The sequence below is a fragment of the Bradyrhizobium sp. 159 genome, assembly GCF_023073795.1.
Lineage (GTDB): Bacteria > Pseudomonadota > Alphaproteobacteria > Rhizobiales > Xanthobacteraceae > Bradyrhizobium.
Map to the genome: position 1 here is coordinate 98354 of NZ_JADPKE010000088.1, position 18843 is coordinate 117196.

20 protein-coding genes and 1 pseudogene are annotated in these 18843 nt (G+C 64.8%); 12 read left to right on the forward strand and 9 right to left on the reverse strand.

The window, feature by feature from the left end; all coding sequences use genetic code 11:
- Positions 1 to 205: 205 nt before the first annotated feature.
- From fabG to IVA96_RS25665, 4 genes are all read right to left on the reverse strand, one after another.
- Positions 206 to 943 carry a 3-oxoacyl-[acyl-carrier-protein] reductase gene (fabG, locus tag IVA96_RS25650; protein WP_247281618.1) on the reverse strand — a complete coding sequence of 246 codons (738 nt, stop codon included), beginning with the start codon at positions 941 to 943 and terminating at the stop codon, positions 206 to 208.
- Positions 944 to 954: 11 nt separating this feature from the next.
- Positions 955 to 1914: an ACP S-malonyltransferase gene (gene fabD, locus IVA96_RS25655; protein WP_247420018.1), complete on the reverse strand. Its 960-nt coding sequence runs from the start codon at positions 1912 to 1914 to the stop codon at positions 955 to 957.
- A gap of 172 nt (positions 1915 to 2086) precedes the next feature.
- Positions 2087 to 3112, reverse strand: coding sequence for a fatty acid desaturase family protein (locus IVA96_RS25660; protein ID WP_247420019.1), 1026 nt, complete (start codon positions 3110 to 3112; stop codon positions 2087 to 2089).
- Positions 3113 to 3115: 3 nt separating this feature from the next.
- Complete coding sequence (locus IVA96_RS25665; RefSeq protein WP_247420020.1) at positions 3116 to 3823, reverse strand: TetR/AcrR family transcriptional regulator C-terminal domain-containing protein; 708 nt, start codon at positions 3821 to 3823, stop codon at positions 3116 to 3118.
- A gap of 336 nt (positions 3824 to 4159) precedes the next feature.
- Here IVA96_RS25665 and rpsF point away from each other — a divergent pair, with 336 nt between their 5' ends.
- The 4 genes from rpsF (at position 4160) to rplI (ending at position 6637) form a co-directional block, all read left to right on the forward strand.
- Positions 4160 to 4630, forward strand: a complete 471-nt coding sequence (gene rpsF / locus IVA96_RS25670) for a 30S ribosomal protein S6 (RefSeq protein WP_247281622.1) — start codon at positions 4160 to 4162, stop codon at positions 4628 to 4630.
- A 5-nt stretch (positions 4631 to 4635) separates the two neighbouring features.
- Entirely contained in the window at positions 4636 to 4875 is a 240-nt protein-coding gene (gene rpsR, locus IVA96_RS25675; protein ID WP_212371059.1) for a 30S ribosomal protein S18, read from the forward strand.
- A gap of 133 nt (positions 4876 to 5008) precedes the next feature.
- Positions 5009 to 5989, forward strand: a complete 981-nt coding sequence (locus IVA96_RS25680) for a DUF2232 domain-containing protein (RefSeq protein WP_247420021.1) — start codon at positions 5009 to 5011, stop codon at positions 5987 to 5989.
- Positions 5990 to 6037: 48 nt separating this feature from the next.
- Entirely contained in the window at positions 6038 to 6637 is a 600-nt protein-coding gene (rplI, locus tag IVA96_RS25685) for a 50S ribosomal protein L9 (RefSeq protein ID WP_247420022.1), read from the forward strand.
- Positions 6638 to 6749: 112 nt separating this feature from the next.
- Here rplI and IVA96_RS25690 read toward each other — a convergent pair whose 3' ends face one another.
- The 3 genes from IVA96_RS25690 to IVA96_RS25700 all read right to left on the reverse strand — a co-directional run bounded on the left by IVA96_RS25690 (position 6750) and on the right by IVA96_RS25700 (position 8909).
- Positions 6750 to 7217 (reverse strand): PaaI family thioesterase, encoded by a 468-nt coding sequence (locus tag IVA96_RS25690; RefSeq protein ID WP_247420023.1) that lies wholly within the window; start codon positions 7215 to 7217, stop codon positions 6750 to 6752.
- A complete protein-coding gene (locus IVA96_RS25695; protein ID WP_247420024.1) occupies positions 7201 to 7824 on the reverse strand; it encodes a TetR/AcrR family transcriptional regulator in 624 nt (207 codons plus the stop codon). The genes IVA96_RS25690 and IVA96_RS25695 overlap by 17 nt, the downstream gene beginning before the upstream one ends.
- Positions 7825 to 7931: 107 nt before the next feature.
- Positions 7932 to 8909: a hypothetical protein gene (locus IVA96_RS25700; protein WP_247420025.1), complete on the reverse strand. Its 978-nt coding sequence runs from the start codon at positions 8907 to 8909 to the stop codon at positions 7932 to 7934.
- Between the two features lie 278 nt (positions 8910 to 9187).
- On the opposite strand from IVA96_RS25700, the gene IVA96_RS25705 reads away from it, so the two are divergent.
- The 3 genes from IVA96_RS25705 to alr all read left to right on the forward strand — a co-directional run bounded on the left by IVA96_RS25705 (position 9188) and on the right by alr (position 14033).
- Complete coding sequence (locus tag IVA96_RS25705; RefSeq protein ID WP_247420028.1) at positions 9188 to 10438, forward strand: cyclopropane-fatty-acyl-phospholipid synthase family protein; 1251 nt, start codon at positions 9188 to 9190, stop codon at positions 10436 to 10438.
- A 755-nt stretch (positions 10439 to 11193) separates the two neighbouring features.
- Entirely contained in the window at positions 11194 to 12699 is a 1506-nt protein-coding gene (locus IVA96_RS25710; RefSeq protein ID WP_247420031.1) for a replicative DNA helicase, read from the forward strand.
- A gap of 56 nt (positions 12700 to 12755) precedes the next feature.
- Positions 12756 to 14033, forward strand: a complete 1278-nt coding sequence (gene alr, locus IVA96_RS25715) for an alanine racemase (protein WP_247420237.1) — start codon at positions 12756 to 12758, stop codon at positions 14031 to 14033.
- A gap of 12 nt (positions 14034 to 14045) precedes the next feature.
- On the opposite strand, the gene IVA96_RS25720 is transcribed toward alr, so the two are convergent.
- Entirely contained in the window at positions 14046 to 14264 is a 219-nt protein-coding gene (locus IVA96_RS25720) for a cysteine rich repeat-containing protein (RefSeq protein ID WP_247420034.1), read from the reverse strand.
- A 39-nt stretch (positions 14265 to 14303) separates the two neighbouring features.
- On the opposite strand from IVA96_RS25720, the gene IVA96_RS25725 reads away from it, so the two are divergent.
- Positions 14304 to 15074, forward strand: coding sequence for an exodeoxyribonuclease III (locus tag IVA96_RS25725; protein ID WP_247420036.1), 771 nt, complete (start codon positions 14304 to 14306; stop codon positions 15072 to 15074).
- A 4-nt stretch (positions 15075 to 15078) separates the two neighbouring features.
- On the opposite strand, the gene IVA96_RS25730 is transcribed toward IVA96_RS25725, so the two are convergent.
- Positions 15079 to 15447: a GFA family protein gene (locus IVA96_RS25730; protein WP_247420039.1), complete on the reverse strand. Its 369-nt coding sequence runs from the start codon at positions 15445 to 15447 to the stop codon at positions 15079 to 15081.
- A gap of 331 nt (positions 15448 to 15778) precedes the next feature.
- Here IVA96_RS25730 and IVA96_RS25735 point away from each other — a divergent pair, with 331 nt between their 5' ends.
- The 4 genes and pseudogenes from IVA96_RS25735 to IVA96_RS25750 all read left to right on the forward strand — a co-directional run bounded on the left by IVA96_RS25735 (position 15779) and on the right by IVA96_RS25750 (position 18843).
- On the forward strand, positions 15779 to 16519 hold the full coding sequence (locus tag IVA96_RS25735) for a FadR/GntR family transcriptional regulator (protein WP_247281633.1): 741 nt from the start codon (positions 15779 to 15781) through the stop codon (positions 16517 to 16519).
- Positions 16520 to 16546: 27 nt separating this feature from the next.
- Positions 16547 to 17473: pseudogene (locus tag IVA96_RS25740) on the forward strand (NAD(P)-dependent oxidoreductase); the annotation flags it as partial.
- A gap of 10 nt (positions 17474 to 17483) precedes the next feature.
- Positions 17484 to 18167, forward strand: a complete 684-nt coding sequence (locus IVA96_RS25745) for an amino acid ABC transporter permease (RefSeq protein ID WP_247281635.1) — start codon at positions 17484 to 17486, stop codon at positions 18165 to 18167.
- Between the two features lie 7 nt (positions 18168 to 18174).
- On the forward strand, positions 18175 to 18843 hold the full coding sequence (locus IVA96_RS25750; protein WP_247281636.1) for an amino acid ABC transporter permease: 669 nt from the start codon (positions 18175 to 18177) through the stop codon (positions 18841 to 18843).

The following is an 18843-nucleotide window of genomic DNA, read 5'->3' on the forward strand; positions in this document are numbered from 1 at the left end:
CCGATGCAGGCCCCGGCGAACGACGGCCAAAGGCTCCGCATCGCCAATATACAGGGTTTCAAAAACCTGCAATGGCGTTCTTTGCCCATCCGTTGTAGGTCCGGTTATCATACTTCAATTGCCTTGACTACAAGCCTCATTTCGCTCCGGAAACGGCCGTTTGCCGCATCCGGCACCGGCCTGACCGGCGGTGCGGCACGAGGCGTCAGATCATGGCCATGCCGCCGTTGACGTGGATGGTTTGCCCGGTGACGTAAGCCGCTTCGTTCGAGCTCAGGTAGACGGCGGCTGCCGCGATGTCTTCGGGCGTCCCCAGGCGGGCAGCCGGAACCTTGGTCAGAATCGTTTCGCGCTGCTTGTCATTGAGCGCATCCGTCATCGGCGTCTTGATGAAGCCGGGCGCGATGCAATTGGCGGTCACGCCGCGCTTGGCGTATTCGGCGCCGAGCGTCTTGATCATGCCGATCAGGCCCGCTTTCGATGCTGTATAATTGCCCTGTCCCGGATTGCCGGTGACGCCGACCACCGAAGTGATGGCGATGATGCGGCCGAAGCGCTTGCGCATCATCAATTTGGTCGCCGCGCGCGCCAGGCGGAAGGTCGCGGTCAGATTGACATTGATGACCTCCTCCCAATCCTCGTCACGAAGCTGCACGAAGAGATTGTCGCGGGTGATGCCGGCATTGGCGATGAGGATGTCGACTTGTCCCATCGCGGCTTCCGCGGCGGGCACCAGCGCTTCGACCTCATCGGCCTTGGAGAGGTTGCAGGGCAGCACAAAGGCGCGCTCGCCGAGCCTGCCGGCAAGCTCGTCCAGCACGTCCTTGCGTGTTCCGGAAATCGCAACGGCAGCGCCCTGCGCATGCAGCGCCTGCGCGATCGCGCCGCCGATGCCGCCGGTCGCGCCGGTGACGAGCGCCTTTCTGCCAGTCAGATCGAACATGAAGTACTCCTCTAAGCCTGCTTGGCAGCGGCCAGTGCATCCTTGGCGGCAGCGATATCGCTCGGACCGCCAACCGCAACGCCGACGGCACCGTCCGCAATGCGCTTGACGAGTCCCGTAAGCACCTTGCCCGCGCCGATCTCGAAGAAACGGGTGACGCCCTGCCCTGCCATATAGGCGACCGATTCACGCCAGCGCACCGTGCCCGTGACCTGCTCGACCAGGCGGCGACGGATCTCGTCGGGATCGGTGATGGCGCTCGCCAGCACGTTCGACACCAACGGCGCGGCCGGCGCCTTGATCGTGACCGTCGAGAGCGCCTCCGCCATGGCGTCGGCGGCCGGTTGCATCAGCTTGCAATGAAACGGCGCCGACACCGGCAGCAGCATCGCGCGCTTGGCGCCCTTGCCCTTGGCGATCTCGACGGCGCGATCGACCGCCGCCTTGTCGCCGGAGACCACCACCTGCCCGCCGCCATTGTCGTTGGCGGCCTGGCAGACCTGCCCCTGCGCCGCCTCATCGGCGACCTCGATGGCGGCCTCGTAGTCGAGGCCAAGCAGCGCGGCCATTGCGCCGGCACCGACTGGCACGGCTTTTTGCATTGCGAGACCGCGGGTGCGAAGCAGCCGAGCGGTATCGGAGATGCTCAGGCTGCCGGCCGCAGCCAGCGCCGAATATTCACCAAGCGAGTGGCCAGCGACGAAGGCTGCGTCCCGCCCGACGGAAAAACCGGCTTCACTCTCCAGCACGCGCAGGGTTGCGAGGGAGACCGCCATCAGCGCTGGCTGGGCGTTTTCGGTAAGCTGAAGGGTCTCGGCCGGACCATCCCAAATGGTCGCCGTCAATTTCTCCCCAAGCGCAGCATCGACCTCGTCGAACAGGGCGCGCGCTGCCGGAAAGGCGTCGGCGAGGGCCTTGCCCATGCCAACCGCCTGGGACCCCTGCCCCGGAAATGTAAATGCTGCCGTCATCGGCGCTCCCTGCATGTCGGGCGTGATCCTCACGAGAACCGGCAGCCGACTACGCGCGGCCTCAGCCCAAGGTTCCGGATCACGCTCCAAAGGGGGCCGTAGACACTGTCCGGGGTCGGAATGTCAAGCCAAGATGGGAACCCCGGCCGGATTCAACCGGTGATACGGTTTCCTAGAATCCGCCGGCCGTCTGGTTGACGTCGACCTCTGCCCCCGCCCGCGCGCGGCGCGCGCTGTTGACCAGCTGCCCCGGCCGATCGTCCTGGTTTGGCTTCGCGGTGGCAAGCCGCAGCACCGCGGCGTAGCCCGGCTGCACCTCCATGCGGTCGGCATGCCGGCTGGCGCTCAGCAGGCGATGCACCTTCGGCAAATTGTAGCAGGGCACATAGAACAAGAGGTGATGCTCGAGATGATAATTCACGTAGTACGGGGCGATGAACAGGCGCTCGAGAAAATTGGCATGCGTGGTCCGAGTGTTGCGCAAGGGATCATTGCTGTCAGGGACGACGGCGTGCTCGGCGATGTTGCGGATGCGGGTGATGACCATCATCCAGGTCAGCAGCGGCACCAGCCATAGCAATGGATAGGCCCACCACACGCCGGCCGCCGCGAGCGCAGCGAACATTGCGGCATTGACGACGCATTGTGGGCCGAGCTTCCCCCAGAAATGCGCCGCACGCTGCCGCCATGCCCAGTCCTTTGGCCCGAGCGCGTTGAGCAATTGCGCCTTGCGCTGCTGGTAGCCGGTCTGTCCGGTGATGTCGCGAATGAACTTGCGGCGATAGCTCAGCTTGGTGATCGGAAACGGCGCCGACAGCACCAGATCGGGATCGTCGTCCTGCTGGGTGCGCGCGTGATGCTGCAAGTGGTAGCGCCGGTAGCTCCGCGTCTCCGCAAACAGCGGATAGGCACAGAACCATTGGCTCAGCGCCAGATTGGTTTTCTCATCGGCGGACAAGCAGCCATGCGCGCCGTCATGCATGAGGATGGCAAGTCCAAGCTGGCGCGAGCCGATGATGGCGACGGCGAGAATGTACGTCAGCGGATTGGGCCACCACGCGACCAGAGCGATCGCACCGATGATGAGCGCCCAGGCGTGCGCGATCAGCGCAACGCCCTTCCACGTCACGCGCTGGCGCACGTCGGCCAATTGATCGTCCGTCAGGAAATCGCGGGCACGCATGCGAAGCGCGGTCATGGCCTAACTCTCCTCGTTCGAATTGCTCGGCGCGTCGCGCTGCTCGACGAGACGCAGGCGCGCAGCCTCGCCCGTGGATTTCGCCTGCTCACCGAGCACGCGCAGCATCTCGCTGCAGAGCTCCTCCGGCGATCGGCCCATGGCGTAGCCTTCGAGGATGACGCCGATAGCGACGGCCCAGAACCGCCGCGAGCTTTCATCGGGCGCGCGCAGCGAGCGCCAGCCGTGTCGTGCAACCTGGCTTGCATAGGCCCGCGCGCCTTCGCTGTGCAGCCGTTCGATGGTGCGTTCAACCAGTGGCGCCAGATCCTGCCGCCGCCGCGTCAGTGTCAGGGCTTCGGCGAAGAAGGCGACCGAATCGCTCGCCGTGACCGTCTCCGCCAGCGCGTGCGTGTATTCCTGCGGCGTGCGCGTCCTCAGCGCCGCCTGTTCCGTCGCGCGCGCCAGATACAGCAGCTCGCGGCAGGCACATTCGACGAACAGCGCCTCCTTGGTGCGGAAGTAGTAAGTGATCTGGCTCGGGAACGCGTCCGCCGCGGCCGCGATGTCGGTGATCGACGTGCCCGACAGCCCCCGCTCCCGGAACAGCGGGCTTGCCGCATCCAACAGCAGCGACCGCATCTTGCGGCCGGCCGTGCGTGTGGCGCGCGCGGCGTGCTTGGGGTCGCTGGCGCCCGGTTCGAACGGAGCATGGGCAGAATTGTCTGCCATTGGATCCTCCCGCTGACTTGTTTGTATGTTATACAAACAAGTAGGTCAAGCTGGTTCGATTTGAGGGCCGACCACCACCCGCCTTCGATTGTGCGAGCCGAGACTTGGGCCCCAACCTTGCAAAGCCAGGCAAAATCCGTATAAGGCGCCCATCCGCAGACCCCGGCCGGGAGCTGAACGGACGGTCTCAGCAAATCATTCGTGATTTTGGTGTGGCAGGGCCAGTCGGCCCGTCGTCCCGTGTTTCCGCCTTCTGAGCTTAATCCCAGAGTCCTTTCCGAAGGTCTCTTAAGGGCTTGACGCCGGGCGATGCGCCAACATGAGGAAAGGACTTCCATGCCTCTTTACGAGCATGTTTTTCTCGCGCGTCAGGACGCGAGCCCGCAGCAGGTCGAAGAGCTGACTGCACAGATGACCGGTATCGTCGAGGGCCTCGGCGGCAAGGTTACCAAGACCGAGAATTGGGGCGTTCGCTCCCTCACCTATCGCATGAACAAGAACCGCAAGGCTCATTTCGTGCTGCTCAACATCGATGCGCCGTCCGCGGCGATCGCCGAGATCGAGCGCCAGGAGCGCATCAGCGAAGACGTGATCCGCTATCTCAGCGTCCGCGTCGAGGAACTCGAGGAAGGCCCGTCCGCGATGATGCGCAAGGCCGATCGTGATCGCGAGCGTGACGACCGCGGCGGTGGGTTCCGCGGCGAGCGTGAAGGCGGCTTCCGTGGCGACCGCGAGGGCGGCTTCCGCGGTGACCGCGGCCCGCGCCGTCCGCGCGAAGAAGCTGAAACCACTGCGGATGCGGAGTAAGATCAATGGCTGAAGCTGGTGCACGCCGTCCGTTTTTCCGTCGTCGCAAGAGCTGCCCGTTCACGGGCACCAATGCTCCCAAGATCGACTACAAGGACTCCAAGCTGCTAATGCGTTACGTCTCTGAGCGCGGCAAGATCGTGCCGAGCCGCATCACCGCGGTGTCCGCGAAGAAGCAGCGTGAGCTCGCCCGCGCCATCAAGCGCGCGCGGTTCCTGGGCCTCTTGCCCTACGTCATTCGCTGACACGACCAATTCGACCGGCGGCCGCCGAGCCGCCGGTCGTCATATTCTGAACTCATAAGGCCTCCGGGTCATCCGGTCGCCGATGGTTGGGGCAAACGACGCCTCTAACCGCTCGAAGGGAGCGGGACAGCTGATGATGGCCTTTGGATTGATAGCCCTGATCGCCGGCGCCGCGTCGGCGCTGATGTTCGCCTCGATCATCTCGGGCGCGCTGATCTCGCTCGTCCTGTTCTATCTCGCACCGCTGCCGCTGATGGTCGCCGCGATCGGCTGGGGGCCGCTTTGCGCGTGCCTCGGCGGCATTGCCGCCGCAATCGGCCTCGGCGCGCTGTTCGGCCTGCCCTACTGCATCGCCTTCGCCGTCACCGTCGCATTGCCGGCCTGGTGGCTCGGCCATCTCGTCCTGCTTGGCCGGCCAGTGGGAAGCGTCGCACCAGACACCTCTGCCGTCGAGCCGCCGGCCGAGCCCGAGATCGAGTGGTATCCGGTCGGCCGCATCCTGCTCTGGATCGCAGGCTTCGCCGCGCTGACCACCATTGCCGCCCTGCTCACGCTCGGCACCGACGCCGACACCATCAGCGGCACGCTGCGGCGGGGCTTGATGCGCCTCCTCCCCGCCGCCGATCCGCAAACTTCGGGTGAAGCCAGCCAGTTCGTTGACGCACTCGTGCGCATTGCACCGGCCGCCGCCACCATCGTCGCGATGATGACGCTGACTCTCAGCCTCTGGCTCAGCGCCAAGGTGACCGCGACGTCGGGCCGGCTGCGTCGTCCCTGGCCGGACCTGAAGGCGGCCGAGCTGCCGCCGATGACGCTCGTGGCGCTCTGCATCGCGCTCGCCTTCTGCTTCACCGGCGGGCTGCTCGCGATCGTCGCGCAGATCACCACGGCCGCGCTGATGATGGGCTATGCGCTGACCGGTTTTGCCGTGCTGCATACGCTGACACTGGCGCTGAAGAGCCGCACCTTCTGGCTCGGCTCGACCTACGCCGTCGTCGTCGTGTTCGGATGGCCCGTCATCGCGATGGTGATCCTCGGTCTTGCGGATGCCGTGTTCGGCTTCCGCGAGCGCTTCCTGCGCAGCCGGCGGCCGCCGCCGCTGCCAACCTCTTAAGTTCAACCCCGGAAACTGAAACTCAGATCCCTTCAAAGGAGAACGAATATGGAAGTCATTTTGCTGGAACGCGTCACCAAGCTCGGCCAGATGGGCGAAGTCGTGAAGGTTCGCGACGGCTATGCCCGCAATTTCCTGCTCAAGCGCGGCAAGGCGCTGCGCGCCACTGCCGACAACCGTGCCAAGTATGACGGCATGAAGGCTGAGCTCGAGGCTCGCAACCTCCAGGCCAAGGGCGAAGCGTCCAAGGTCGCCGAAAAGATCCAGGGCAAGAACATCATCGTGATCCGCCAGGCCTCCGAAGCCGGCCAGCTATTCGGCTCGGTCACCGTGCGCGACATCGTCATGGCGTTCGAAACCGACGGCGTCCATCTTGACCGCCCGCAGGTGCAGCTCGACGCACCGATCAAGACAATCGGCAAGCACACGGTCACCGTCGCCGTTCACCCGGAGGTCGAGGTCGACATCACCGTGACGGTCGCGCGCAGCCAGGACGAGGCCGAGCGCATCAACCGCGGCGAGGACATCTCGACCCGCAACGAGGACCGCGACGCGGCTGCCGAGGCAATCGCCGCGGCCGGCGAGTTCTTCGATCCGGAAGCCCAGCACGACGAGGTCGAGCCGGTGCCGGCTACGGAAGAGAAGTAACTCCAATGTCGTCATTCCGGGATGGTCCGAAGGACCAGACCCGGAATCTCGAGATTCCGGGTTCTCGCTTCGCGAGCCCCGGAATGACGAGCTCAAAATCAGCCCGGCTGCCTCAGGCGGCCGGGCTTTTCGTTTTCGCGGCGACGTCCTCGCTCAACATCGCAATCGAGGCCAGCGCCGTTGCCGTGTGCTTCTCGACGCCGTCGCTGACGCAGAATACGTCGGCCGCAACCACCGAGACCTGACGGCCCGGCTTGATCACCCGGCCACGGCAGATCAGCTTCTCGCCGACTGCAGGCGACAATAAATTGAGCTTGTACTCCGCCGTCAGCGCCGGCTGGCCACGCGAGGTCGCGGCTGCGATCGTTGTGGCGTTGTCGATCAGGAAGGCGGTGACGCCGCCGTGGAAGAAGCCGTGCTGCTGCAGCAGCTCCGGCCGGCGATCCACGGCGATCGTGCAGCTGCCGCGCGACAAGTCCGAAAGCTCGGCGCCGACCAGGGTCATGAAGCCCTGCCGGCCGACATTGGCGTGGATGCGGTCGGCAATCGGTGCGAACTCCGGATCAGCTGCGGCTGACATGCACTCTCTCCTGTTGCTGGTTGATGCGGTCGAACGGCCTTAGCGCCCGAATGGCGCAGGCGATCAGCATGTCGGCCTCCCCGCGAGGGTCGGTGTGGTCGCGTCCCGACAGGAAGGCGCGGCAGAAGATCTGCGCCGGCCCGATCAGCTGGCTGATGAACATTGCCGGCGTCATCGGCAAGAGCTCACCGCGTGCAACCAGCGGCGCGCGCCAGCGCTCGATGCCGTCGGCGAGGCGCGCGTTCTGCGCGCGCTGGGCATCGCGAACCTCCTCGCCCCACTCGCTGCGGGAAATCTCGAAGAGGTAGCGCGCCTCGCGCCGGCTGGTCACGACCCACTCAAGATGCGCCCGGATCAGCCGATCGATGCCCTGCTCCGCACCGGGCACGGGATTGAGCGCGGTCAGCATTGCGGCGTGATAGTGCCGCAGGACCTGCAGGAACAGCGCACCGGCGAGCTCCTTCTTTGAGCCGAAGGCGTGAAAGAAGCTGCCATTGGAGGCGCGCGCCCGGGTGCGGATCGCAGCCACCGTCGCGGCTTCGAAGCCGACGCGGTCGAACACGATCAGCCCGGCCGCCAACAGGTCGTCTCGCACGTTCGACGTCATTGCCGCCTCCTAGAGCATTAAACTAGAGTATCACTCTAGGCCTCGTCAATACGGTGCGGAGGCCGCGATCAACGCGGTCGGCGCATGTCCATCAAGACCAAGCTGGTTTAGCGCGAGATCGGCGGCGTCGGCGGGCCGGACGACTCGGCCGGCGGCGCAGGCGGGGCTGCAGCGGTCGCGGGAGGTGCCGGCGCCTTGGCCGGTTCGGAGCTGGCAGCAGGCGCGGTCGGAGCCGCCTCTTCCGTCGCTCTGGGCGCGGCCGGCTCGGTCGGCTTCACGGCGGCTGGTGCAGACGGCGTCACCGGCGGCACCGGATCCGGGCGCAGCGGCGGAGCTTCACTGCCGCGCGGCTCGACCTTCCCGCTATCAGGACTGGCGTCGGCGGGCTTCTCCGATGCCGTGCCACTGTCGGGCTTGGTCTCGTCACGACCCGGCTCGACCTTGGCGCTGTCGGGCTTGGCCGTCTCAGGCTTCGACTCGGCCTTCGGCTCGCTCTTCTTGTCTTCAGTGGCCGGCGCGGCGGCGTCGACCTTCGGTGCTTCCTCAGTGCCGGGCTTGCCGCGGCGCTTGGCCTTGCGTCCCTCGGGTGCTGCCTGGCCTTCGGATTTCATGCCTTCGTCGGCCGGCCGCGCAGCACGCTTCTGGCGCGGGCCGTCGGCCGCAGGAGCGGACCCCTCGCCCTCCGGCTTGGCGGCCTCCTGCGAGCGCTGGCGGCGGCCCTGATGTTCGGACTGGCCCGGAGCTGTATTGGCTTCTCGCTCCCTGGCGCCGTCCTTCTTGTCCCTGCCGTCCTTGGCCTGATACCGGGTGTCGGTGGCACCATTGGAGACGAGGTAGGAGGCGAGAATGCCCGCCATGTCCAAGCTCGTGGTGTAGTGCTGGCGCAGGAATCCCGGCAGCGAACTCGGCGCCACGGACTTCAGAAGTCCACGCGGGCTCTTGTGGCAGGCATTGCAGGTCTGCGCGAAGAGCTGGGACGGAGTCTTGCCGGCCTCGAGGTTCGTTGCCTGCGCAAGAATGGTATCGGTCGCGCCGAAGCCGATCAGAAGCAATACCGTCGCGAGACTGAACGCTCGGCTCGACATTTCCCATCATCTCCACTGAAATACGAGAGGTGCAGCCGGCGTCCCGCGCGGCGGCGGTCACCTTTTATCCGATTGAGCCGCGAATGGAAGCAGGCCCCCGCGCAAGGATGTGATTAAGCGCTTTTCGAATATCGGCTTTGAGCACAGCGCAATGGCGGAGGCGGAACTGGCTCGCTAGATTTTAGATGCAAACGCATAGGAACCGCTGCGGCGCCTGGGCGTCAGATATGAAGGCCGGGTTAGTCGCATCTTTCGGGTCCGCTCGAGAGGAAATGCCGATGGACCGCTTGTTGCATAAGTTTCTGTCTCAATTCATCCGGCGCGGGTCGATGACGGTGACCAGCGCAAGCGGGACGACGTTCACCGTCGGCGACGGCTCCGGCGCCCCGGTCGCAGTCCGCTTCGTCACGAAAGACGCAGAACGAAAAATCCTCATCAATCCCGAACTCGGGCTTGGCGAAGCCTACATGGATGGCGAGTTCGTGGTCGAACACGGCACCATAGCTGATGCCCTCGCGATCCTGCTGGATCAACCCGACCTATTGCCGCAATGGGCCAAACCGTGGTGGCACCTACGCTATCTGACACGCCACCTCAAGCAGTTCAATCCGCGCTCGCGCTCGCGCAGTAACGTGGCGCACCACTACGATCTCGACGCCCGGCTCTATTCGCTCTTTCTTGATGCCGACAAGCAATATAGCTGCGCCTATTTCGAGACGCCGGAGACCACGCTCGATGACGCGCAGCTCGCCAAGAAGCGGCACATCGCCGCGAAGCTGCTCGTCGGGGCCGGCCAGCGTGTGCTCGACATCGGCTCGGGCTGGGGCGGGCTCGGGCTCTATCTTGCCGAGATCGCGGGCGCCGACGTCACCGGCATCACTCTGTCAACCGAGCAATTGCGGATCGCCAATGCACGCGGCGCCGAAAAGGGCCTGACGGGCTCGGCCAAATTCCTGCTGCAGGACTACCGCGACATCGAAGGCCCATTCGACCGCATCGTCTCGGTCGGCATGTTCGAGCATGTCGGCGCCCGCTTCTACGACACCTACTTCCAGCGCTGCGCCGAGCTCCTGAGCGAGGACGGCGTCATGCTGCTGCATTCGATCGGCCGTTCGCAGGGACCGGACTCGACCAATCCCTGGATCGCCAAATACATCTTCCCCGGGGGCTACATCCCCGCTCTGTCCGAGGTGCTGCCGTCGATCGAGCGGGCGGGTCTATTGGTCTGCGATATCGAGATCCTGCGCCTGCACTACGCCGAGACGCTCAAAGCCTGGCGAGAGCGCTTCATGGCGCGGCGCGAGGAGGCCGTGCAGCTCTACGATGAGCGCTTCGCGCTGATGTGGGAGTTCTACCTGGCGGCCTGCGAAATGACCTTCCGCAAGCAGGCGATGATGAACTTCCAGATCCAGCTCACCCGGCGCCAGGGCATCGTGCCGATGACGCGCGACTACATCGCGCGCGAAGAGGCCCGGCTGCGGGCCATCGAGGGCGGCGCCAAGCCCAGGCTCAAGCTGGCAGGTGAATAGGCCCTAATGATGCAGGCCGGAAATCTGGGAAAGCCGCAAGGAGGCGCTTAGCGCCAGTTGCGTCCGCAATTCCAAAAGCACTTCAGGTGCAACCGGCTGACGCCGCACTTCAGGCCGCTCGGCGTGCTCCATGGCCGCGATCAGTCCAGCTAGCCAAAGCCGGCTGCCTGCCTCGCTTCGCCACATCTGCTGCTGCCGTTCTGGCCGCATCGCTTGCGTCTCCCTGCTGGCGGGTCGGGGACAACCCCCTGCCCGCCGGCCTGTTCCGGCTCTACCCGAAAGAATCCGGGAAGATGTGATCTGCTTCACACAAAGCTGGTCGGACTTGGCTTAGATCGTCGCCATGCGCAAAGAGACCCAAACCGCATTCGACGTGCAGAACGACCTCCGCACCGATTACGCCCTGATCGTCACTGGCGTCGGGGCGGCCTTGGCTGCGCTGGTCTACCTCCTGCTGGTCTGAATCCCAGCCGAAAGCTCCCAGCGTGCGTCAATTCGCGCGCTCTTCGATGGGTCTGCGCGCCAATCCATAAGGTTCACGGCTTCAGGCTTTTTCCACCGCGCGGGTGCGTCCGCTCCCAAGCCGCACCCGGTTCCGCGAAAATCCGTCAAGCGCGGGCGTGCTGCGGCGGCCAATCATCCACCATTTTCACTGAACGGTTGATAGCGGTCAGCTTTTGCTTCCGCTTTCGCCTGCAGCGGCGCTTTATCCCCGCCCCGCATCCGCCCAAGAAAATTGCTAAGCACGTCCGACCATGGCCCTGACTGATTCGAACGTTCTCAAACTCGCGCCCGACGCCGGAACGCCCGCCTATCGGAGCGCGCCGCACAATATCGAGGCGGAACAGAGCCTCCTGGGCGCGATCCTAGTCAACAACGACGCCTTCTATCGCGTCTCCGACTTCCTGGAGGCGAAGCATTTCTTCGAGCCGCTACACCAGACCATTTTCGAGACCGCCGGCACCCTGATCCGGATGGGCAAGATCGCGACGCCCGTCACGCTGAAGACGTTCCTTCCCGCCGATACCGATGTCGGCGGCATGACCATCGGACAATATCTGGCGCGGCTCGCCGCCGAAGCGACCACCATCATCAACGCCCAGGATTACGGCCGCACCGTCTACGACCTGTCGCTCAGGCGCGACCTGATCGGCATCGGCGAGGACATGGTCAATGTCGCATACGACGCGCCCGTCGATTTCCAGCCGCGGGCGCAGATTGAGGACGCCGAACGCAAGCTCTACGAACTTGCCGAGTCTGGCCGTTATGACGGCGGTTTCCAGAAATTCTCGCAGGCGCTGACGGTCGCCGTCGATCTTGCGGCGAAGGCGTTCCAGCGCGACGGAAAGCTGTCGGGCATCTCGACGGGCCTGCGCGATCTCGACACCAAGATGGGCGGCTTGCAGCATTCCGACCTCATCATCGTGGCGGGACGTCCCGGTATGGGCAAGACCTCGCTGGCGACCAACATCGCCTACAACGTCGCGCGAGCCTATGTTCCGGAACTCCAGGCGGACGGCACCATGAAGGCCGCCAATGGCGGCGTGATCGGCTTTTTCTCCTGCGAAATGTCGGCCGACCAGCTCGCCACGCGTATCGTGGCCGAGCGCACCGGCATCCCCTCCTCGCACATCCGTCGCGGCGGCATCACGGAAGCCGATTTCGAGAAGATCCGCCAGGTCTCGATCGAGCTGCAATCGCTGCCGTTCTATGTCGACGCCACCGGCGGCCTGTCGATCGCGCAGCTAATGGCGCGCGCCCGCCGACTCAAGCGCCAGAAGGGCCTCGATCTCCTGGTGATCGACTACATCCAGCTGTTGTCCGGCTCGGGCAAGCGCGCCAGCGACAGCCGCGTGCAGGAAATCACGGAGATCACGACCAGCCTGAAGGCGCTGGCGAAGGAGCTCAACGTCCCCGTGATCGCGCTGTCTCAGCTTTCGCGTCAGGTGGAGTCGCGTGACGACAAGCGGCCGCAGCTCTCGGACCTGCGCGAATCCGGCTCGATCGAGCAGGACGCCGACGTCGTGCTGTTCGTGTTCCGCGAGGAATATTACCTCGCCATGAAGGAGCCGCGTCCCGGCACTGAGGAGCACGCCAAATGGCAGGCCGACATGGAACGCACGGTCGGCCGGGCCGAAGTCATCATCGGCAAGCAGCGCCATGGCCCGACCGGCACGGTCGAGCTGCACTTCGACGCCTCCGTCACCCGCTTCGGCGACCTCGCCCATGACGGCCAATTGCCGGATCGCAGCGACTATTAGAAACTGTTCCCCGGGTTGAACCCTTCGGGCCTCTTGCGTAAAACGGCGCCATGACAATGGCGTCCGACCCGAAAACGATCCCGCAATCCGGTCTTCTCTCCGCGGAGGCCAGTCAGGCTGCCGCGCTCGCCGCCTATGGCGGCGTACTCACCGTCGATCTCGACGCCATCATCGCCAATTGGCGCAAACTCGAGAAGACGGCGGTACCGGCCGAGTGCTCGGCGGTTATCAAGGCCGACGCCTATGGCTGCGGCGCCGCCGAAGTCGCGCGTGCCCTGAGCAAGGCCGGCTGCAAGACCTTCTTCGTCGCCACCATAGAGGAAGCGCGCAAGGTGCGCGCGGCCGTGCCGGAGCCCACGATCTACGTGCTCAGCGGCTATTTCCAGAACACCGGCGAGCACTATGCGAAGATCAACTGCCGGCCGGTGATCGGCGACCTCAACGAGCTCGCCGAATGGGACGTGTTCTGCCGCCGCACCGGCTGGACCGGAGGCGCCGCTGTTCACATCGACACCGGCATGAACCGGCTCGGCCTGACGCTTGCGGAAGCGCAGGCCATCATCCCCCGCATCAATGCCGGCGATCACGGCATCACGCTGGTGATGAGCCATCTGGTCTCGGCCGAGCAGCTCAACAGCCCGGTGAATGCAAGACAACTCGCAGCCTTCCGCGGCATCGCCAGCGAGTTCTCGGGCGTGCCGGCGGCGCTCGCCAATTCCTCCGGCATCTTCCTGGGCGCGCCCTTCCAGTTCGACATGGTGCGGCCTGGGGCCGCACTCTACGGCGTCAATCCGACGCCGGAGGCCGATAATCCGATGCAGCAAGTCGTGGATCTCAAGGCGCGCATCGTGCAGATCCGCACCATCGAGCGCGGCGAGACCGTCGGCTATGGCGGCACCTGGACCGCACGGCGGCCGACCAAGCTCGCGATCATCGCGGTCGGCTATGCCGACGGCTATTTCCGCGCCGCCAGCTCCAATGACGGCACCCGCGGCGCCGAAGTCATCGTGGCCGGAAAACGCTGCCCGGTCGCGGGCCGCATCTCGATGGACCTGATCGCAATCGATATCACCGACCTGCCGCCGAATGCGGCGCGGCGCGGCCACATGGTGACGCTGCTCGGCGAGGGCATTACCGTCGACGAGCTCGCGCATCATTTCGGCACGATCGGCTATGAGGTGCTGACCAGCCTCGGCCGCCGCTATGCCCGCCTCTACAAGGGCGGCAATATCGTGGAGCCGGTGACAAAGCCAGCTGCCGCACAGGCTGTTGAGCAGCCGCCCTCCCCGCCGTCGGTCGAGCAGCCGGCAAGCCCGCCGCCGCTGCGGAGCTGAACTGCTCCTCGCTTACTTCTTTTTCCGGTTGTCCAGCGCCGCCTTGCAGGTCGCGCTGAGCTGATCGCGCTTGCCGTTGAGACAGGCGACGATGCCGCCGCCGGGCGCGATGCCGGCGCAGAATTTGTCATAGTCCGCCTTGCACGCACCGCGCGGATCGGACGATTGTGCCGATGCGCCTCCGCAGAACGCGATGACGAGTGCGATGGCAACAAAGCTCAACTTGGACATTGTGTCTCCGGGATCGGAAGGCAGAAGCGTCAGCCCTACATGAAGATTGCGACATTCAACATCAACAACATCAATCGCCGCCTGCCCAATCTCTTGGCATGGCTGCGGATCGCGAAGCCCGATGTCGTCGCGCTTCAGGAGTTGAAGGCAAGTGATGGCGAATTTCCGGCGGCGGCCATCGAAAAAGCCGGCTATGGCGCAGTCTGGCGTGGACAAAAGACCTGGAATGGCGTCGCCATCCTCGCCCGCAACGCCGAGCCCGTGCTCACCCGCGATCGCTTGCCGGGGACGACCGACGATCTCGAAGCCCGCTACATCGAAGCGGCCGTGGGCGGCGTCATCGTCACCAGCATCTATCTGCCGAACGGCAACCCGCAGCCGGGGCCGAAATTCGACTACAAGCTGGCCTGGTTCGCACGGCTGAGGCGCCACGCCAAGAGCTTCGTCAAGCAGGATCTGCCGGTGGTGCTCGCCGGCGACTACAACGTCGCGCCGACGGCGATCGACATCTATCCGACGCGCTCATGGGACAAGGATGCGCTGATCCAGCCGAAGAGCCGGGCGGCGTTTGCCTCACTGGTCGAACAAGGCTGGTGCGACGCGATCCGCGAACTGCATCCCGAAGAGCGCATCTACACGTTCTGGGACTACAAGCGAAACCGCTGGCCGCGCGATGCGGGCCTGCGGCTTGATCATCTATTGCTCAGCCCTGCCCTCGCCCCGCGCCTGGTCAAAGCCGGCGTCGACAAGAAGATCCGCGGCGAGGATGGCGCGAGCGATCACGCGCCGGCGTGGATCGTGTTGCGGTGACTCCTCACCACAGATTCCTGCCGTCGATCACGTTCACCGGTACCGCGTCCAAATCGAAATCGTCGAACAGGCGCGCATTCACGGCGACCTTGGGATTGTCGAAATCGGGCTTGCCCGTCGACCAGTCCGGCGATTCCGAATAGGTGCCGCAGCCGCAATTCGCACAGAAGTGATGCTTGACGGAGCGGCTGCCCCAAAGATAGGTCGCGACGTTGTCGGGGGGCGACAGCAGGCGGAACTGCGCCGGCGTGTAATAGGCCCATAGCGCGCCGCGCTTGGTGCAGAGCGTGCAGGTGCAGCGCGTCACGCTCGACGGCGCCTCCGTCACCTCGAACACCGTCTCACCGCAATGACAGCTTGCCTCGATCGGCATGATCCTCTCTCCGTTTAGTCAGGACATGGTCGTAGCCGGCCGCTGCTGCCAACATGCTGTCAGCAGCCTCGCCATTGGGTTTCAAAACCCACGCGGATGGCGGTCATCCGGTCGCTCCAACAGAACATGGAAAACAACCCCATGCACAGTAGCCCACCCCTATCCGCTCAATGGGTTACGCGTATTCCGATTCCATTTGACTCGTCGGCCTCCAAGCCGGCCGTCTGGAAGCAGTTCGCGCATTTTCCGACCCATTCAATGTTGAGCCTCTTGACCTCAGCGGTGCTGGTTATCATACTGGTCTGACCAGGATCAGACCAAGAGACGTGGGATGGAGCTCAAGCGGGCGGTCGAAGGCGAAAAAGGGTTCGAGAAGGTGTTCGCCTTCTTGCGCGAGCGCCTGCTGGCGGGCTCGCTCAAGCCCGGCGACCGGCTGATTTCCGAACGCGAGCTGGCGACCCTGCTCGGCGTCAGCCGGCCGATTGTCCGCGAAGCGCTGCGGGCCCTGACCGTCCTCGGCATCGTCGAGATCCGCCACCGCATCGGCACCGTGGTGACGCGGCCGGACGTCTCCGTGCTGAATGACTTCTTCACCTTCGCGCTGGCCCAACAGGCGGACATGCTCGATGACGTCATGCAGGCCCGCGTGGCGATTGAATGCCAGGCGATCAGGCTGGCCTGCGAACGCGCCAACATAGCCGATTTCGAACGTCTCCAACGCGCGCTGGCAAAAATCGGGGAAACGATCGACGAGGCGGATGCCGGCGGCATGGCCGACTTCGACTTCCATCGCGCTATCGTCGTCGCCTCGCATTCGGAGACGTTGACGGTTCTACACAGTTCGATGGGAGGCCTGTTGACGCATTCGCATCGCAGCCGCCGCGAGCTGGTCCAGGCTTTCCCGTCGATGAAGACGTATCTGATCGATGATCACCGGCGCATCTTCGAAGCGGTCATTGCACGTGATCCGGAGCGCGCAGATGCGACGCTGCGCAAGCATTTTGCCATCGGCGACGAATACCGGCGGCGCGCCGTTGCCGGCGACATCGACAAGACCAGCGCCTCAGGTTGATCGCGGCAGGCCAATCAAGCAAGAAACCAATCAAGCAAGAAACGGACTGACACCATGGGACGGAACGACAAGGGCAATGTCGGCTTCATAGGCATCGGCACGATGGGACGCGAGATGGTGCGCAACCTTCTGGCGGCCGGACACGCGGTTCGCGTCTTCGATCTGAACGAAGTCGCGCTGGCGGAAAGCGTCAAGGAAGGTGCGACCCGCACCAACAGCCCCGCCGACGCCGCGCAAGGCGCCGAGATCGTCATCACCATGCTGCCCGACACGCCCCATGTCGAGGCGACCATTTACGGCGACCATGGGCTCCTGAAGTCCCCTCCTCCCGGCAAGCTGATCGTCGACATGAGCACGATCTCGCCGGTCGCCGTCCGTCGTATCCATGCCGAGCTGCAAAAAGCCGGTGTCGGCTTCATCGACGCGCCGGTCTCGGGCGGGCCTGTGGGCGCCAAGAACGCTGCGCTGTCGATCATGGCCGGTGGCGATGCCGAAGCCTTTGCCAAAGCCGAGCCGTTCTTCCGTGCGATGGGCACGACCATCACGCATGTCGGAGCCTCCGGCGCTGGCCAGACCGTCAAACTCTGCAACCAGCTGATCTGCGGCATCAACATCCAGGCCATTTGCGAGGCGCTTGCGCTCGGGCGCGCCTCGGGGGTCGATCTCAACCTGCTGCGTCGGGTGCTGCTCGGCGGCTCGGCTGCCTCGTGGATGCTCGACAAGCTCGGCCCGTCCATGATCGAGGGCGACGTCGGCGCCGGCTTCCGCATCGACCTGATGCTGAAAGATCTGCGCCTGGTGCAGGAGCACGCGCAGGCGCTGAACGTGCCGCTGCCCGGCACTGCGCTCGTCACCAGTCAATATGTCGATGCGCGCGCGCATGGCGAAGGCAGCAACGGCAACCAGGCGCTGTTCCGCGTCTATGACCGCATGACCAACCAGGTGACGGGCTGAACCCGATACGATGACCCTCCAACTCGACTTTCCCGCAGTGCTGGAGCGCTGGCCAAGTTTTCTGGCCGGTGCCGCGCTCACGTTGGAGTTGGCATTCTTCGCGACCGTGCTCGGCGCCCTGCTCGGAACGCTTGCGGCGGTCGGGCGCGGCACGCATAACGCGCTGATCGCGGGCGCCTGCAAGGTCTATGTCGAGACCATCCGCAACACCCCACTGCTCGTGCAGATCTTCCTGGTTTATTTCGGCCTCGCCAGCCTTGGCCTAAAGTACTCCGCCTTCACCGTGGCGGTGGCCGCGCTGACCATCAATGTCGGCGCCTATACCGCCGAGATCATGCGGGCCGGCTTCGAGGCGATCCCGCGCGGACAGATCGAGGCCGCCGAAGGGCTGGCACTGTCGCGTCTCCAGATCTACTGGCACATCATCCTGCTGCCGGCGATCGAGAAGGTTTATCCGGCGCTGACCAGCCAATTCGTGCTGCTGATGCTGGCCTCCTCGGTCTGCTCGCAGATCTCGGCCGAGGAGCTCACCGCGGTCGCGAACTACATCCAGTCGGACACGTATCGCGCCTTCGAGACCTACATCATCGTGGCCGTTCTCTACGTCATCCTGTCGTTGGTGATGCGCGCGGGCTTCTGGGGCCTCGGCCTCGTGCTGTTTCCGCGCCGACGCCGGCTCGGCACGCCGTTGTGAGATGACCATGGGCGGACATCTCAACATCAATCATCTGATGTTCCTCGGCCAGGGCGCGCTGTGGACGATCGGATTGTCCATGATCGCGCTGATCGGCGGCGGCATCGTCGGCTTCGTGATTGCGCTGGCGCGTATCTCGCCGCTCAAATCGGTGCGGATCGCCAGTGCCGTCTATGTCCAGCTCGTCCAGGGCACGCCGCTGCTCGTCATTCTGTTCCTCGGCTATTTCGGCTTGGCCGCCATCGGCCTGAAGGTCTCGCCGCTCGCGGCGGCCGGCGCCTCGCTGACGCTCTATGTTGCCGCCTATCTCGGCGAGATCTGGCGCGGCTGCATCGAGTCCGTGCCGAAGCCGCAATGGGAGGCTGCCGAAGGCCTGGCGCTGAGCCGGACCCAGCGCATGATGAAGGTGATCCTGCCGCAGGCGATCCGCATCGCGACGCCTCCGACCGTCGGCTTCATGGTGCAGATCATCAAGAACACCTCGCTCGCCTCCGTCGTTGGCTTCGTCGAGCTGATGCGCTCGGGCCAGATCGTCAACAACTCGCTGTTCGAGCCGTTCGCCATCTACGCCATCATCGCCGCCACCTACTTCGCCATGTGCTATCCCCTGTCGCTGTTCAGCCAGAGGCTGGAACGGCGGATGGGGTATGGCAGGTCCAACCTCGCGCCGGCCTGA